Annotated in this window: 12 protein-coding genes and 2 pseudogenes; 8 read left to right on the top strand and 6 right to left on the bottom strand. The window is 49.2% G+C overall.

What is annotated here, in order from left to right; genetic code table 11:
- From ACJHWT_RS06835 to ACJHWT_RS06850, 4 genes and pseudogenes are all read right to left on the bottom strand, one after another.
- Positions 1-56 (bottom strand): IS1 family transposase (locus ACJHWT_RS06835; RefSeq protein WP_097491765.1); only part of this gene is annotated, 56 nt, incomplete at its 3' end.
- 53 nt (positions 57-109) lie between these two features.
- Positions 110-448: pseudogene (locus tag ACJHWT_RS06840) on the bottom strand (sodium:solute symporter family transporter); the annotation flags it as partial.
- A 102-nt stretch (positions 449-550) separates the two neighbouring features.
- Positions 551-940 (bottom strand): RidA family protein, encoded by a 390-nt coding sequence (locus ACJHWT_RS06845; RefSeq protein ID WP_000023754.1) that lies wholly within the window; start codon positions 938-940, stop codon positions 551-553.
- Between the two features lie 9 nt (positions 941-949).
- The gene (locus ACJHWT_RS06850; protein WP_001195672.1) at positions 950-2392 is read right to left on the bottom strand and encodes an N-acyl-D-amino-acid deacylase family protein; all 1443 of its coding nucleotides are present in this window, start codon (positions 2390-2392) and stop codon (positions 950-952) included.
- A gap of 200 nt (positions 2393-2592) precedes the next feature.
- Between ACJHWT_RS06850 and ACJHWT_RS06855 the strand changes: the two genes are divergently transcribed.
- From ACJHWT_RS06855 to yjiA, 4 genes are all read left to right on the top strand, one after another.
- Positions 2593-3813 carry an amino acid deaminase gene (locus ACJHWT_RS06855; RefSeq protein WP_000873755.1) on the top strand — a complete coding sequence of 407 codons (1221 nt, stop codon included), beginning with the start codon at positions 2593-2595 and terminating at the stop codon, positions 3811-3813.
- Positions 3814-4080: 267 nt separating this feature from the next.
- Positions 4081-6231, top strand: a complete 2151-nt coding sequence (gene btsT / locus ACJHWT_RS06860) for a pyruvate/proton symporter BtsT (protein WP_001295524.1) — start codon at positions 4081-4083, stop codon at positions 6229-6231.
- Between the two features lie 49 nt (positions 6232-6280).
- A complete protein-coding gene (locus tag ACJHWT_RS06865) occupies positions 6281-6484 on the top strand; it encodes a YbdD/YjiX family protein (RefSeq protein WP_000467859.1) in 204 nt (67 codons plus the stop codon).
- A 10-nt stretch (positions 6485-6494) separates the two neighbouring features.
- On the top strand, positions 6495-7451 hold the full coding sequence (yjiA, locus tag ACJHWT_RS06870) for a GTPase (protein WP_001295525.1): 957 nt from the start codon (positions 6495-6497) through the stop codon (positions 7449-7451).
- A gap of 33 nt (positions 7452-7484) precedes the next feature.
- Here yjiA and ACJHWT_RS06875 read toward each other — a convergent pair whose 3' ends face one another.
- Positions 7485-7787 carry a BrnA antitoxin family protein gene (locus ACJHWT_RS06875; RefSeq protein WP_000063162.1) on the bottom strand — a complete coding sequence of 101 codons (303 nt, stop codon included), beginning with the start codon at positions 7785-7787 and terminating at the stop codon, positions 7485-7487.
- A 14-nt stretch (positions 7788-7801) separates the two neighbouring features.
- A pseudogene (locus tag ACJHWT_RS06880) lies at positions 7802-7903 on the bottom strand (BrnT family toxin); the annotation flags it as partial.
- A gap of 196 nt (positions 7904-8099) precedes the next feature.
- On the opposite strand from ACJHWT_RS06880, the gene ACJHWT_RS06885 reads away from it, so the two are divergent.
- From ACJHWT_RS06885 to ACJHWT_RS06900, 4 genes are all read left to right on the top strand, one after another.
- Positions 8100-9266: a restriction endonuclease gene (locus tag ACJHWT_RS06885; RefSeq protein WP_000800829.1), complete on the top strand. Its 1167-nt coding sequence runs from the start codon at positions 8100-8102 to the stop codon at positions 9264-9266.
- 63 nt (positions 9267-9329) lie between these two features.
- A complete protein-coding gene (locus ACJHWT_RS06890; protein WP_001029747.1) occupies positions 9330-10949 on the top strand; it encodes a type I restriction-modification system subunit M in 1620 nt (539 codons plus the stop codon).
- On the top strand, positions 10939-12336 hold the full coding sequence (locus tag ACJHWT_RS06895) for a restriction endonuclease subunit S (RefSeq protein ID WP_000505212.1): 1398 nt from the start codon (positions 10939-10941) through the stop codon (positions 12334-12336). The genes ACJHWT_RS06890 and ACJHWT_RS06895 overlap by 11 nt, the downstream gene beginning before the upstream one ends.
- 94 nt (positions 12337-12430) lie before the next feature.
- Positions 12431-15694, top strand: a complete 3264-nt coding sequence (locus ACJHWT_RS06900) for a type I restriction endonuclease subunit R (RefSeq protein WP_001695404.1) — start codon at positions 12431-12433, stop codon at positions 15692-15694.
- The last annotated feature ends 193 nt before the right edge of the window (positions 15695-15887 follow it).

A 15887-nucleotide genomic window follows, 5' to 3' on the forward strand; every position in this document is an offset into this window, starting at 1 on the left:
CGCACCACCCCGTCAGTAGCTGAACAGGAGGGACAGCTGATAGAAACAGAAGCCACTGGAGCACCTCAAAAACACCATCATACACTAAATCAGTAAGTTGGCAGCATCACCCGCCAGTATAATAAGAGAGTTCTTCACTCATGGTCATAAAACGTAATTTACGTACCGGTGCAAACAGCCACGCCACCAGCAATATACCAACGGCTCCACCGACGCCATAAAGCATTCCGGCCCAGCCATTGCTGTAGCCAAAGCCCACTGCCCCCATACTGGAACCCGTGCCAACCATCGTGGCAACGGTTGACCCCAGCGTCAGAAACAGCGGCAGCGAACGCCCGCCCAGCAGAAAATCTTCTCCTCTTTTCTGATTACGAGAAACAAACCAACCAAGCCAAATCATGGCGATGGCATAAATAATAAAGCCGACTAAAAAGATATGACTGTTCATAATTCACATCCTGCCAGTAGAGAGAAATTAATGTAAGAGTTCCCGGAGTGCTGAATGTATTCAGCACTCAATTGCGGTCTGTTTTTTTAATTCTTAAATTTATTAGCGGGTCGCGTTATAACAGGTCACATCGACTTCGACTTTACAATCGACAACCAGATCAGCCACACAACAAATACGTGCAGGCGGATTCTCGCCAAAAAATTCTCTGAATACTTTATTAAATGACTGGAAATAGCGGGCGTCGGTCAGGATCACTTTCACGTGAACCACATCCGCCAGGCTATAACCGGCTTCAGTCATGATGTCGACACAGTTTTGGATCGCCAGTCGTGACTGTTCAACGATTCCACCTTCTACCACTTCACCGTTTTTCATGGGTGTTTGCCCGGAGACGTACAGCCAGCCGCCCGCCTCAACCGCCCTGGCAAAAGGCAAATGCTGCCCGCCAGTGCCTGTTCCACCTTCCGTACCGTAACGTTTAATGCTCATATTCACTCCTTAATGTGAGGTCTGCCGGCGCAGGAAGCGTCCCGCACGGCCTGTAATATGTTTATCGGGACCATAGCTCATAACGCCGTTCACCATCACAGCCTCAATGCCATCTGCCGGGCGTTTGGGATCAGAAAAGCTGGCAACATCACGAATGGTTTGTGGATCGAACAACACCAGGTCCGCAAAATAACCGACTTTCACCAGTCCACGCTGGGGCAGGCGAAAACGGCTGGCAGAAAGCCCGGTCATTTTGTGGATAGCCGTGGTCAGTGGGAATAAGCCTTCATCACGGCAATAGTGGCCCAGCACGCGAGGGAAGGCGCCCCATAAACGTGGATGCGGCATGGGATCATTGGGCAGGCCGTCAGAGCCAATCATACTGACCGGATAACTCAACACTCGGCGGACGTCGCGCTCGTCCATGTTGTAATAGATAGCCCCGGCAGGCATTAGCAGCTTCGCGGCCTCCAGCATACTCATCTGCCAGTCGATGGCGATTTGCGCCAGTGTTTTCCCGGCCTGCTGCGGATGTGTTTGTGACCAGGTGATCACAATATCGAATTCGTCGGTGACTTGTTTGAGATCCAGCGTTGAAGAGCTGGCTGAGTAAGGGTAGACATCGCAGCCAATTTCCTGGTGTTGACGCATTTGGTCAAAAAAGGCCAACGTTTCTTTTGTCCGCCCCCAGTTTTTCGCCCCGGCGCATTTATGGTGGGAAACCACGACAGGCACTTTGCCATGACGCCCAATACGAAACGCCTCATCCAGGGCATCGAGAATCGGTTCAAATTCAGAACGCAGATGGGTGGTATAAACGCCCTTCTCACCGGCTAATTCTTCCGCCAGCGCCATGACTTCTTCGGTAGTCGCCTGAAATGCCGTTGCATAGGCCAGCCCGGAACTTAACCCCAGCGCCCCCTGACTCAACGCCAGACGTAAGTCGGCACGCATAGCGGCAATTTCATCCACCGTCGCCGGGCGAAACAGGTCGTCCATATGGTTATTACGCAGCGCCGTATGACCAATCAGCGTGCCAACGTTCAGTGACGGCCTGGCTGCTTCCACTGCCTGGGCATAGCTTTCAACGGTAGGATAAATAAAGTGCTCTGCTTCCCCCAACAGATTCATCGGGTCAGGAACTTCACCTTTCATTTTCGCCGACGCCGCACTAATCCCGCAGTTACCGACAATCACCGTAGTGATCCCCTGGCTGATCTTTGGCAGATATTCCGGGATGCGAATAACGTTGATATCGTCATGGGTATGAACGTCGATAAACCCGGGTGCCAGCACCCGCCCTTCCCCGTCAATGACCTGCTGCGCCGTAACGTTAAGCGCAGGGGCAATATCGACAATCCGATCACCTGTTATTGCCACGTCACCGCGAAATTCAGGGCCGCCGCTACCGTCGATAACGGTCACATTTTTGATTAACCAGTCAACCTGCATGTTCGTCACTCCATTTCTGCAATGGTGACAAGTTAACCATTTACAAGGACGAAAAACAGTGGAAAACTACGCAAAACCCAGATGATTTTATGATACTTTTATTCATAAATAATAAGATAAATAAACTAAATATTTATATTTCATTTAGTTACAAATGATACTCACATCCGATACGGTGAAAAACTTAAAAGGTAAATGTTATGAAATACCACTCAGAACCTCTGGTTCCCCATAAATCTGCCCTGATGCAAATGCCCGCAAATCTCCTTGCCGAAGATGTCTGTTTACCTGCCGCGATCATTAAAAAGCAGGCCCTGGAGAACAACATTACGTGGATGCAACGCTACGCTGACGCGCGCGGCGTTTCACTGGCACCGCACGGTAAAACCACCATGACGCCGTGGATTTTTCAGGCGCAGCAGGCGGCTGGTGCCTGGGCAATAGGTGTCGGTAGCGCATGGCAGGCTGGTGCGGCAATGGCGAGCGGTATTCAGCGAGTGCTGATGGTTAACCAGCTGGTCGGCAAGGCGAATATGCAGTTGATTGCCCAGTTGCAACGACATTACCCGACGGTCGATTTTATCTGCTGTATCGACAGCATTGAGAACGCCCGCGCTTTGTCTGCCTTTTTTGCCAGTCAGCAACAGACACTGAACGTGATGATTGAGTTGTGTGTCCCCGGCGGGCGCTGTGGTTGCCGCTCAAGGGATGCCGCACTGACACTGGCTAAACAGGCAGCCCAATTACCGGGGTTACGCCTGCGGGGGCTTGAGTTATATGAAGGCGTTTTACACGGTGACGATCCACAACCGCAGGTAGAAGCTCTGCTGCGGGATGCCGCACAACTGGCCTGTGATATGGCAAGTCTGGTTGATGGCGAGTTTATTCTCACCGGAGCAGGCACGGTCTGGTATGACGTGGTGTGCAATATCTGGCTGGCGGCAGAAAAGCCTGATAACTGCCGCATTGTTATTCGCCCTGGCTGCTACATCACTCACGACACCGGGATCTACGACGCGGCACAACAACAGTTGCTTGCCCGTGATCCTGTGGCCTGCGATCTGGCAGGCGATCTCACATCTGCGCTGGAACTGGTCGCCATGGTGCAATCGGTGCCGGAAGCTGATCGTGCGGTGGTAAATTTTGGTAAGCGTGATTGCGCCTTCGACGCCGGACTGCCGCAACCAGTCGCCCACTACCGCAACGGCAAATCACTGGCATTTGATCCACAGGCGATTCGCAGTACAGGTATTATGGATCAGCACTGCATGTTGCAACTGTCAGCTAATAGCGACGTGCAAGTGGGGGATATTCTGGTGTTTGGCACATCGCATCCGTGCCTGACCTTCGACAAATGGAAAACGTTGTTATTGACTGATGACGACTACAACGTACTGGCAGAATTAGACACTCTCTTCTAAGAACGCCCCTTCGGTTAATTATCGAAGGGGCATTTTTATTGTGATCTCAATCACATATCCACCCGACGAATAATTCTTGCCCAACCGCTCACCGCCATTCCTGACCGCTTACGTCCCTAAAATAACCACTCAGTTATTTACCTTACTTTACGCGCGCGTAACTCTGGCAACATCACTGCAGGATAGCGGTCAATTTACCTCCTCAAACGCAACGCAAACCTAGAACGGCTTCGGCCAACTATTAATCAATACATGCCAGGTTTTACTATGGATACTAAAAAGATATTCAAGCACATACCCTGGGTGATTCTCGGAATCATCGGTGCATTCTGCCTCGCGGTAGTTGCATTACGTCGGGGGGAGCACGTCAGCGCCCTGTGGATCGTGGTCGCCTCTGTGTCGGTGTATCTGGTGGCTTATCGCTACTACAGTCTGTACATCGCCCAGAAGGTGATGAAACTCGACCCCACGCGCGCGACGCCTGCGGTTATTAACAACGACGGTCTGAACTACGTTCCGACCAACCGTTACGTGTTGTTTGGTCACCACTTCGCCGCTATCGCCGGTGCAGGTCCGCTGGTGGGTCCGGTTCTCGCCGCGCAGATGGGCTACCTGCCTGGCACGCTGTGGCTGCTGGCGGGGGTCGTGCTGGCCGGTGCGGTTCAGGACTTTATGGTGCTGTTTATCTCCTCTCGCCGTAATGGCGCATCTCTTGGTGAGATGATCAAAGAAGAGATGGGGCCAGTACCGGGGACTATCGCGCTGTTTGGCTGTTTCTTAATCATGATCATCATCCTCGCCGTCCTGGCGCTGATTGTGGTTAAAGCCCTGGCCGAAAGTCCGTGGGGTGTCTTCACCGTTTGCTCAACCGTACCGATTGCGCTGTTTATGGGTATCTACATGCGCTTTATTCGTCCGGGGCGTGTGGGTGAAGTCTCTGTCATTGGTATCGTGCTGCTGGTTGCCTCTATCTACTTCGGTGGCGTGATTGCTCACGATCCGTACTGGGGTCCGGCACTGACCTTTAAAGACACCACCATTACCTTCGCGCTGATTGGCTATGCGTTTGTTTCCGCACTGCTGCCAGTGTGGCTGATCCTCGCACCACGCGACTATCTGGCAACCTTCCTGAAAATCGGCGTTATCGTCGGCCTGGCGCTGGGTATCGTGGTGTTGAACCCGGAACTGAAAATGCCTGCGATGACCCAGTACATTGACGGTACTGGCCCGCTGTGGAAAGGCGCTCTGTTCCCGTTCCTGTTCATCACCATCGCCTGTGGTGCGGTATCTGGCTTCCACGCGCTGATCTCTTCCGGTACGACGCCAAAACTGCTGGCTAACGAAACCGACGCGCGTTTCATTGGCTACGGCGCAATGCTGATGGAGTCCTTCGTGGCGATTATGGCGCTGGTTGCTGCATCCATCATCGAACCGGGTCTTTACTTCGCGATGAACACCCCGCCTGCTGGCCTTGGCATCACCATGCCTAACCTGCATGAAATGGGTGGCGAGAACGCGCCGATCATCATGGCACAGCTGAAAGACGTTACCGCACACGCGGCAGCGACCGTCAGCTCCTGGGGCTTCGTGATTTCGCCAGAGCAGATCCTGCAAACCGCGAAAGACATTGGTGAGCCTTCTGTCCTGAACCGTGCAGGTGGTGCGCCAACGCTGGCGGTAGGTATCGCTCACGTGTTCCACAAAGTGCTGCCGATGGCTGACATGGGCTTCTGGTATCACTTCGGTATTCTGTTCGAAGCCCTGTTCATCCTGACCGCGCTGGATGCCGGTACCCGTTCTGGCCGCTTTATGCTGCAAGACCTGCTGGGTAACTTCATCCCGTTCCTGAAAAAAACCGACTCTCTGGTTGCCGGTATCATCGGTACTGCGGGTTGTGTGGGGCTGTGGGGCTACCTGCTGTATCAGGGCGTGGTCGATCCGCTGGGCGGCGTTAAGAGCCTGTGGCCGCTGTTCGGTATCTCCAACCAGATGCTGGCAGCCGTAGCACTGGTACTAGGCACCGTTGTGCTGATTAAGATGAAGCGCACCCAATACATCTGGGTAACTGTTGTTCCGGCTGTATGGCTGCTTATCTGCACCACCTGGGCGCTGGGCCTGAAACTGTTCAGCACCAACCCGCAGATGGAAGGCTTCTTCTACATGGCAAGCCAGTACAAAGAGAAGATTGCTAACGGTACTGACCTGACGGCGCAGCAGATTGCCAACATGAACCACATCGTTGTGAACAACTACACCAACGCAGGTCTGAGTATTCTGTTCCTGATTGTGGTGTACAGCATCATCTTCTACGGTTTCAAAACCTGGCTTGCGGTGCGTAACAGCGACAAACGTACTGACAAAGAAACACCGTACGTTCCAATCCCGGAAGGCGGCGTGAAGATCTCTTCGCACCACTAACCGTGTTTAGCCCCGCTTCGGCGGGGCTTTGTTCTTATCAGAGTGAACTATGTTTGGTAACTTAGGACAGGCAAAAAAATATCTCGGCCAGGCGGCGAAGATGTTGATTGGCATTCCAGACTACGACAACTACGTCGAGCATATGAAGACCAACCATCCCGACAAGCCGTACATGAGCTATGAAGAATTCTTCCGCGAACGCCAGAACGCGCGCTACGGCGGCGATGGTAAAGGCGGTATGCGCTGTTGTTAATGGAGAGAGCATGAACCCGATTGCAGTTACCCTACTCACCGGTTTTTTAGGCGCGGGCAAAACCACCCTGCTGCGCCATATTCTTAACGAACAACACGGCTACAAGATTGCCGTGATTGAAAACGAATTCGGCGAAGTCTCCGTTGATGATCAACTGATTGGCGACCGCGCCACGCAGATCAAAACGCTGACCAACGGCTGCATCTGCTGTTCGCGCTCCAACGAGCTGGAGGACGCGCTACTCGACCTGCTGGATAATCTCGACAAGGGCAATATTCAGTTCGACCGTCTGGTGATTGAATGCACCGGCATGGCCGATCCCGGCCCGATTATTCAGACCTTTTTCTCCCATGAGATTTTATGCCAGCGTTACCTGCTGGATGGCGTGATTGCGCTGGTGGATGCGGTACATGCCGATGAGCAGATGAACCAGTTCACCATCGCCCAGTCCCAGGTTGGCTACGCCGACCGTATTCTGCTGACTAAAACCGACGTCGCAGGCGAAGCAGAAAAACTGCGTGAACGCCTGGCGCGCATCAACGCCCGCGCACCGGTCTACACCGTCACCCACGGCGACATCGACCTGGGCCTGCTGTTCAACACCAACGGTTTTATGCTGGAAGAAAACGTCGTCAGCACCAAACCGCGTTTCCACTTTATCGCGGATAAACAAAACGATATTTCGTCGATTGTGGTGGAACTGGATTACCCGGTAGATATCAGCGAAGTTTCCCGCGTGATGGAAAACCTGCTGCTGGAGTCGGCGGATAAACTACTGCGTTACAAAGGGATGCTATGGATTGACGGCGAACCTAATCGCCTGCTGTTCCAGGGCGTCCAACGCCTCTACAGCGCCGACTGGGACAGGCCGTGGGGCGATGAAAAACCGCATAGCACGATGGTGTTTATCGGGATTCAGCTGCCGGAGGATGAGATTCGGGCGGCGTTTGCGGGGTTGAGGAAGTAATTTGGGATGATGGCCGCCATGTGGCGGCCTGAATTATTTTTTATTCTGATCGCGCAGCATCGCTTCACGTAAAATTGCGTTCAGGCGAGTTTGATAGCCTTTACCTGGTCGCTTCAACCATTCCATCACATCAGCATCAATACGCACCGAAGCCTGAGTTTTCAATGGCCGATAAAACTTACCGCGTTCTGCGTTAGACCATTGCTCATCGCTGGAAGGTGGGATATCGCTGTAATCAATCTCTTCGTCGGATTTATTCGCCAGCACCTTCAATTCGGCCTCATGCTGCACATCGAGTGTAGAGGAGGTCCCTCGTTTATGTTTAACCATGCTCATAGCGGCTCCGTTCGTTGTGGATCATCAAACACTAACACCGCATCTTCAAAGCGGATGCCATGTTTCACCCGATTACTTTTGGCCTTGTTTGCATCCCATTCAAACTCCATTGGCATAGTTGCCATCCCTAATTGTATATACAAAAATGTATCTACAATTATTCTGCAATTATAGCGTTGATGTTGGAAATAGCATCACGTTTCGAATAATCAACCATGAAATTGACAATGTGTGAGTTGGACTTGATTCATCCAATAGAATTTCTCGCCTGACATGGCACACTAAACACCTCGCTGTCGTTAAGGGATTACCGTGAAAAACTACAAAGTCATTACCCCGCTTTTTCCTACCTATGCGCAAGTTAAGGCTATGATGAAAGCCGTCTCAGGCTATTCCCTGAAAGCGGTACGCAATATGATTACCGCCATTCACGAGCAAACCGGAACGCCGCAAAAACCCGTTGACTGGTCGGAACCTGACCTGTGGATCAGCGAACGCTTAACGGGTGAAGATGCCGACATCGCCCGTCGTATTTGGGATACCGATAATCACATATTGAACCCGCGCCACAGCTACGGCTGCTACTTATTCCTCAACTATCCCCAGTTTGAGCTGATGGAAAGCACGCCAGATGATACCTGGCAGCCCACCTCGCGCGGGCAAAAATTCCTGCAAGATGACGAAAAAACGCTGCGTTCACTGGACGACCAGGAAGGCATTCTGCAACTGCTTGAGCTGCTGGCTGGCCGGGAAATGTCGCGCCGCGCCGATTTATTGCCGGAATGGCAGGCCTTTTTGCATCAGCATTCGAAATTCGCGTCAGCAAGTTCAGTGAAAAGCACGCTCTACTCCCGTCTCTATAACCTTATCGACCGTGACATGGTTAACCGTGAAGGCATGAGCTATCGCATCACCGATACCGGGCGCGCCTGGCTTGGAAAAGCGTTGCCAGCACGAAAAAGCGATCCGCGTAAAGAGCTGCTGGAAGCAGTGAAACGCTACAACGAGCAGCAAAAAGAGCTGCTGCGCGAACAAATCAGCACGATGAACCCGTACAAATTTGAGCAACTGGTTGGTCAATTACTGGAAGCAATGGGCTACGAGCAGGTCGAAGTGACCAAAGCCTCAGGCGATAAAGGTGTGGACGTGATTGGTCAGGTGCAGGTCGGCATCACCACTATTACCGAAGTGGTGCAGGTCAAAAGAATGCAGAACACTATCACTCGCCCGTATATCGACCAGTTGCGCGGGGCGTTGCCTTACCACAAAGCCATTCGCGGTACGCTCATCACCACCGGGAAATTTGCGGCGAAATGTGCAGAAGCGGCGCTCTTTCCGGGTGCCGCGCCCATTACTCTTATCGACGGCGATCGTTTACTGGAACTGTTAATCGAAAATAACGTCGGCATTCGCCGCAGCAATGCAGTGGAATTGCTGGATGTAGATTTGCAGTTGTTTGATGAGCTGGAGATGGATTAAAGGGCGAAATCCGCCGCCTCAACCATTACAATAGCGACCCAATTTATCTGAACAGAGTTCATCATGGCCAAAGCACCAACTAAAAAAGCCAAAGCAAAGAAAGGCTTTGAAGAAACATTATGGGATACCGCAAACCAGCTTCGCGGTAGCGTTGAGTCCTCCGAATACAAGCACGTGGTGTTGAGCCTCGTGTTCCTGAAATTCATCAGCGATAAGTTTGAAGCACGCCGCAAAAAAATGATTGCCGATGGGCAAGCAGACTTCCTTGAGATGGAAGTGTTCTACCAGCAGGACAACATTTTCTACCTGCCGGAAGAGGCGCGCTGGTCATTTATCAAACAAAATGCCAAACAGGACGATATTGCGGTCCGTATTGACACCGCCCTCTCGACCATTGAGAAACGTAACCCAACGCTGAAAGGCGCGCTGCCAGACAACTACTTCAGCCGTCAGAATCTGGAAACCAAAAAACTGGCGTCACTGATTGATACCATCGACAACATCGAAACGCTGGCACACGAAACTGACGTTGAAACGTTATCGAAAGAAGACCTGGTCGGACGCGTTTACGAATACTTCCTCGGTAAGTTTGCCGCAACTGAAGGCAAAGGCGGTGGTGAGTTCTACACGCCTAAATGTGTGGTTACGCTGTTAACTGAAATGCTCGAACCCTTCCAGGGCAAAATTTATGATCCGTGCTGCGGCTCGGCGGGGATGTTTGTGCAGTCGGTGAAGTTTGTCGAGAGCCATCAGGGTAAAAGTCGTGATATCGCGCTGTATGGTCAGGAACTGACAGCCACGACGTATAAACTGGCAAAAATGAACCTCGCCATTCGCGGTCTTTCAGCTAACCTCGGCGAACGCCCGGCAAACACTTTCTTTAGCGACCAGCACCCGGACCTGAAAGCCGACTACATTCTGGCGAACCCGCCGTTCAACCTGAAAGACTGGCGTAACGAAGCTGAATTAACCAAAGACCCACGTTTTGCCGGTTATCGTATGCCGCCAACCGGTAACGCCAACTACGGCTGGATTTTGCATATGCTCTCCAAGCTGTCGGCTAACGGTACAGCAGGTTTTGTGCTGGCAAACGGTTCGATGAGTTCTAACACCAGCGGTGAAGGCGAGATCCGTGCGCAGATGATCGAAAATGATCTGATCGACTGCATGATCGCCCTACCTGGACAGTTGTTCTACACCACGCAGATCCCGGTGTGTTTATGGTTTATGACCAAATCGAAGGCTGCCGACCCAGCCAAAGGTTATCGTGATCGTCAGGGCGAGACGCTGTTTATTGATGCGCGTAACCTCGGCACCATGATTAGCCGCACAACTAAAGAGTTAACGACGGAAGATATTGCCACAATCGCCGATACCTACCATGCCTGGCGCAGCACGCCGGAAGAACTGGCTGCACGGATTGCGCGTGGTGACAGCAAGTTGGAAAAATATGAAGACCAGGCAGGTTTCTGCAAAGTTGCAACCCTGCAAGATATTAAAGATAACGACTACGTACTGACACCGGGCCGCTATGTGGGTGCAGCCGAGCAGGAAGAAGACGGCGTGGCATTTGAGACGAAAATGCGCGAATTGTCGAAGACGTTGTTTGAGCAGATGAAGCAGGCGGAAGAACTGGATCGTGCGATTCGCCAGAATCTGGAGGCGCTGGGTTATGGGCTTTGATTTTCAGTTGTTAGAAAATGCAGGGATCCAGCTAATTGATGGTGACAGAGGCAAAAATTATCCTAAACATAATGATTTTATGGAGAATGGCTATTGTCTTTTCTTATCCGCTAAAAATGTCACTAAATCTGGTTTTCAATTTCAAGAAACATTATTTATCAATGAAACTAAAGATCGTGAACTAAGAGCAGGAAAGCTTAAGTACGGTGACATTGTTCTTACTACCCGTGGCACAGTAGGTAATGTTGCGTACTATGACAATAATAATCCATATAAACATATTAGAATCAACTCAGGAATGATTATCATTCGAGCTGATAATAAATTATGGAACCCTAAATTTCTATATTTCATATTAAAATCAGAACTATTAAAAGAACAGATCATTAATCTTATCTCTGGCTCTGCAGTGCCTCAACTACCCGCGAGAGATATTAGGAAATTTATATTACCAGTTATTAATAGAAGCCTTCAAAATAAAATTACTAATATTATCTCAGATATTAATGATAAGGTTAATTTAAATATAGAAATTAACCAAACACTCGAAAAAATGTCCCAAACCCTGTTCAAATCATGGTTTGTGGATTTTGATCCGGTGATTGATAACGCGCTGGATGCAGGAAACCCCATCCCGGAAGCCCTGCAATCTCGCGCCGAATTGCGTCAAAAAGTACGTAATTGTGCAGATTTCAAACCGCTTCCGGCGGAAATTCGCTCGCTTTTCCCAAGTGAATTTGAAGAAACGGAGTTGGGTTGGGTGCCAAAGGGCTGGTCTTTCACTGCATTAAAAAACTTTGGTAAAATCATATGCGGTAAAACACCAACTAAAAGTAACAAAAATTATTATGGCGAAGATTTTCTTTTTATAAAAATACCAGATATGCATGGTAAAGTTTTTGTAACAAACTCACATGATAAATTAAGTAAACTCGGTAGCGAGTCACAATCAAATAAAATAATTCCTCATGGTAGCATCTGTGTAAGTTGTATAGCGACTGTTGGTTTAGTCTCTATTAATGCGCAAGATTGCCATACAAACCAGCAGATCAATAGTATTGTACCAAACAGTCCACATTATCGAAATTACTTATATTTTTCTATGTTAGAGAAATATAAAATATTTCATGATTTGGCTAGTGGAGGTAGTGCAACCCTCAATATGAATACAAGTGTGTTCTCTAACATAGCCACATTAATGCCAAATAATCTCGTGCTTAAACAATTTCACAAAATAACAGAACCTTGGTTTGAAGCCATATTACTAAATGAATATAAGTTGACCTCACTTGCATCTCTCCGAGATACCCTGCTCCCGAAACTCATCTCCGGTGAGCTATCCCTGGAAGATCTTCCGGATCTCAACACCGATACAGAAGCTGCATAACGCATTTTGCCCCTGTAAAATCAGGGGCTTTCTGGTAAGGTTTTCTACTGATACGGGAATGCTTACCCGAAATTAGCCAGGGTTGGAGCGCAATATGAGTCTCTCTTTCAGTGAAGCAAAATTAGAACAAGCGATCATTGAACTGTTACAGGATCAGGGATATCAACACCTGATCGGCGATAATGTCCCACGTTCAAGTCTCGATCAGGTCATCATCGAAGACGATCTCCGTCATTATTTAGCGGCACGTTACCAGCCTGATGGCATTACTGAAGAAGAGATTCAGCGACTGATCAAACAGTTCACCACGCTTCCGGCCTCCGATCTTTATGAAAGCAACAAAATATTTTGTCGCTGGCTGGCAAATGGTTTTCTGTTCAAACGCGACGATCGGCAACAAAAAGATCTCTATATTGAATTGCTCGACACCCGGCATCTACCTGCCGCGCTGCGCCAGATATTTGACGCCGAAGATGTCCCGTTGCAACAGGCGGCGGAACTCCCGCCCTCCTATATTAATCCGCCGCTTAACCGGATTAAGATTGTTAACCAGCTTCAAATCTCCGGCAAAGATAATCAGACTCGTATTCCTGACGGCATTCTCTATATCAACGGTCTGCCACTGGTCGTCTTTGAATTTAAAAGTGCGGTGCGCGAGCAGGAAGCCAGTATTGGCGATGCCTGGAAGCAGCTCTGTAAACGCTACCGCCGGGATATTCCACAACTGTTTATCTACAACGCGCTCTGCATTATTAGCGATGGCGTAAATAACCGGATGGGCAACCTGTTTGCGCCCTATGAATACTTTTACTCATGGCGCAAAGTCACCGGTAATGAAAACCGTGAACAGGACGGAATTCCATCATTGCACTCAATGATTCAGGGACTGTTTCATCCGGTACGTCTGTTGGATGTGATTAAAAACTTTATCTGCTTCCCGGATAAAGCCAAGCACGAAGTAAAAATTTGCTGCCGATATCCGCAGTACTATGCCGCCCGCAAACTCTATTACAGCATCAAGCAAGCGCGTAAACCTTTCGGTAGCGGTAAAGGCGGTACCTACTTTGGCGCAACGGGCTGCGGTAAAAGCTACACCATGCAATTTTTAACCCGCTTGTTAATGAAAAGCGTGGAGTTTGCCAGCCCGACCATTGTTTTGATCACCGACCGTACCGATCTGGACGATCAGCTTTCTGCGCAAATGTGCAACGCCAAAAATTACATTGGCGATGACACCATCGTTCCCGTTACCAGCCGTGAAGATTTGCGTAATCAACTGGCGGGACGCAATAGTGGCGGTGTATTCCTGACAACGATCCATAAATTCACCGAAGACACCGAACTCCTTTCTGAACGCAGCAATATCATTTGCATCTCGGACGAAGCACATCGCAGCCAGGTTAACCTCGACCAGAAAGTCATCGTCGATAAAGAAAGCGGAAAAGTACGCAAAACGTATGGCTTTGCAAAATACCTGCACGATTCACTGCCAAATGCCACCTATGTTGGCTTTACCGGCACACCGATTGACGCGACGCTCGATGTCTTCGGTGAGGTGATCGACAGTTACACCATGACCGAATCCGTTCAGGATGAAATCACTGTACGCATCGTGTACGAAGGCCGTGCGGCTAAAGTGATCCTGGACTCCAGCAAACTGGAAGAAGTCGAAAAGTATTACGAAGAGTGCGCAAACGCAGGCACCAATGAGTGGCAAATCGACGAAAGTAAAAAAGCCACCGCAACCATGAATGCGGTACTGGGTGATGAAGATCGGTTAAAAGCCCTCGCGGAAGATTTTGCCAAACATTATGAAAAACGCGTAGCCGAAGGTTCCACCGTAAAAGGCAAAGCCATGTTTGTTTGTGCCAGCCGTGAAATTGCCTGGGATTTCTACCGCCAGCTTAAAGCTATTCGCCCTGCCTGGTTTGAAGTGAAGCAAGCACCTGATGGCGTCGTCCTGACGGAACAGGAGCAGAAAGAGTTACCGCCTTCTGAAATGGTGAAGATGGTCATGACGCGCGGTAAAGATGACGACGAGACGCTTTATGATTTACTGGGCACAAAAGAATATCGCAAAGAGCTGGATAAGCAGTTCAAAAACGCTAAATCGAATTTCAAAATTGCCATTGTTGTTGATATGTGGCTGACCGGTTTTGATGTTCCTGAACTGGACACCATCTATATTGATAAGCCCTTACAAAAACATAACCTTATCCAGACTATTTCTCGCGTTAACCGTAAACTGGAAGGCAAAAGCAAAGGGTTAGTAGTGGACTACATCGGCATTAAGAGTCAGATGAACCAGGCACTGGCAATGTATTCCCGCATTGATGCCACCAACTTTGAAGATATTCAGCAATCGGTAATAGAAGTTAAAAACCATCTCGATTTGTTGGGGCAAGTCTTTTACGAATTTGACAGTCGGGATTATTTTAGTGGTGAGCCACAAGCGCAATTATCCTGCCTCAACCGCGCGGCGGAATTTGTTCTGCGTACCCAGAAAGTTGAACGTCGGTTTATGGGACTGGTTAAACGCATGAAAGCCGCCTACGACGTCTGCTGCGGCAGCGAAGCATTATCACAGACAGAACGTGACTATATTCACTATTATCTTGCTGTTCGTTCAATTGTTTTCAAACTGACGAAAGGTGACGCACCGGATGTCACCCAGATGAATGCTCGCGTTCGTGAAATGATTGCAGAAGCGTTAAAAGCTGATGGCGTAGAAGAAATTTATTTTCTTGGCGACAAAAAAGCGGAATCCATCGATATTTTTGACGAAGATTATCTGGCGCGAATTAACAAGATCAAACTTCCGGCAACGAAGATCCAGTTATTACAAAAATTACTGGAAAAAGCGATCAGCGACTTCAGGAAAGTGAACCAGTTGCAAGGGATTAACTTCACCCGCCGCTTCCAGGCGATTATAGATCGTTATAATGAGCGGCGAGAAGATGATGTACTCAACGGTGAAGAATTCGATACATTCAGTCAGGAAATGACCGATATTATCTATGATATTAAAACCGAAATGGGCACATGGGCCGATTTAGGTATTGATATTGAAGAAAAAGCGTTTTTCGACATTCTTGCTCATATGCGCGATAAATATCAGTTCACCTATGACGATGAAAAAATGCTGTCACTGGCAAAAGAGATGAAAAGCGTGGTTGACAACACATCGAAATATCCTGACTGGAGTAAACGCGATGATATTAAAGCGAAACTGAAAGTTGAACTTATTCTGCTTCTACACAAGCATAAGTTCCCGCCAGTAGCGAATGATGATGTTTATATGGGTGTGCTGGCACAGGCAGAGAATTTTAAAGAACATCATATGAGTGCTTTAAATTAATTATGAAGGCCGGATACACTTTGTTATCCGGCCATTCTGAATTAACGTTAATTTCTCTTCCAGATCTTTCCAGTAACGCTTTTATTATTTTCTATTTTTAGCTGGACTTTCCCCATATTTACTGATGATATGTCCAGATATTTAGCGCGGTGCGGATGTGCGCCAACACACCCGCACCGCTAATCACAATCCC

The organism is Escherichia sp. WS338 (assembly GCF_046486405.1).
GTDB lineage: Bacteria > Pseudomonadota > Gammaproteobacteria > Enterobacterales > Enterobacteriaceae > Escherichia > Escherichia coli.

What these genes read in the sequence shown, in the direction of transcription:
- ACJHWT_RS06845 (WP_000023754.1), bottom strand. Translation starts at nt 940, where the DNA reads ATGAGCATTAAACGTTACGGTACGGAAGGTGGAACAGGCACTGGCGGG.
- ACJHWT_RS06850 (WP_001195672.1), bottom strand. Translation starts at nt 2,392, where the DNA reads ATGCAGGTTGACTGGTTAATCAAAAATGTGACCGTTATCGACGGTAGC.
- ACJHWT_RS06855 (WP_000873755.1), top strand. Translation starts at nt 2,593, where the DNA reads ATGAAATACCACTCAGAACCTCTGGTTCCCCATAAATCTGCCCTGATG.
- btsT (WP_001295524.1), top strand. Translation starts at nt 4,081, where the DNA reads ATGGATACTAAAAAGATATTCAAGCACATACCCTGGGTGATTCTCGGA.
- ACJHWT_RS06865 (WP_000467859.1), top strand. Translation starts at nt 6,281, where the DNA reads ATGTTTGGTAACTTAGGACAGGCAAAAAAATATCTCGGCCAGGCGGCG.
- yjiA (WP_001295525.1), top strand. Translation starts at nt 6,495, where the DNA reads ATGAACCCGATTGCAGTTACCCTACTCACCGGTTTTTTAGGCGCGGGC.
- ACJHWT_RS06875 (WP_000063162.1), bottom strand. Translation starts at nt 7,787, where the DNA reads ATGAGCATGGTTAAACATAAACGAGGGACCTCCTCTACACTCGATGTG.
- ACJHWT_RS06890 (WP_001029747.1), top strand. Translation starts at nt 9,330, where the DNA reads ATGGCCAAAGCACCAACTAAAAAAGCCAAAGCAAAGAAAGGCTTTGAA.
- ACJHWT_RS06895 (WP_000505212.1), top strand. Translation starts at nt 10,939, where the DNA reads ATGGGCTTTGATTTTCAGTTGTTAGAAAATGCAGGGATCCAGCTAATT.
- ACJHWT_RS06900 (WP_001695404.1), top strand. Translation starts at nt 12,431, where the DNA reads ATGAGTCTCTCTTTCAGTGAAGCAAAATTAGAACAAGCGATCATTGAA.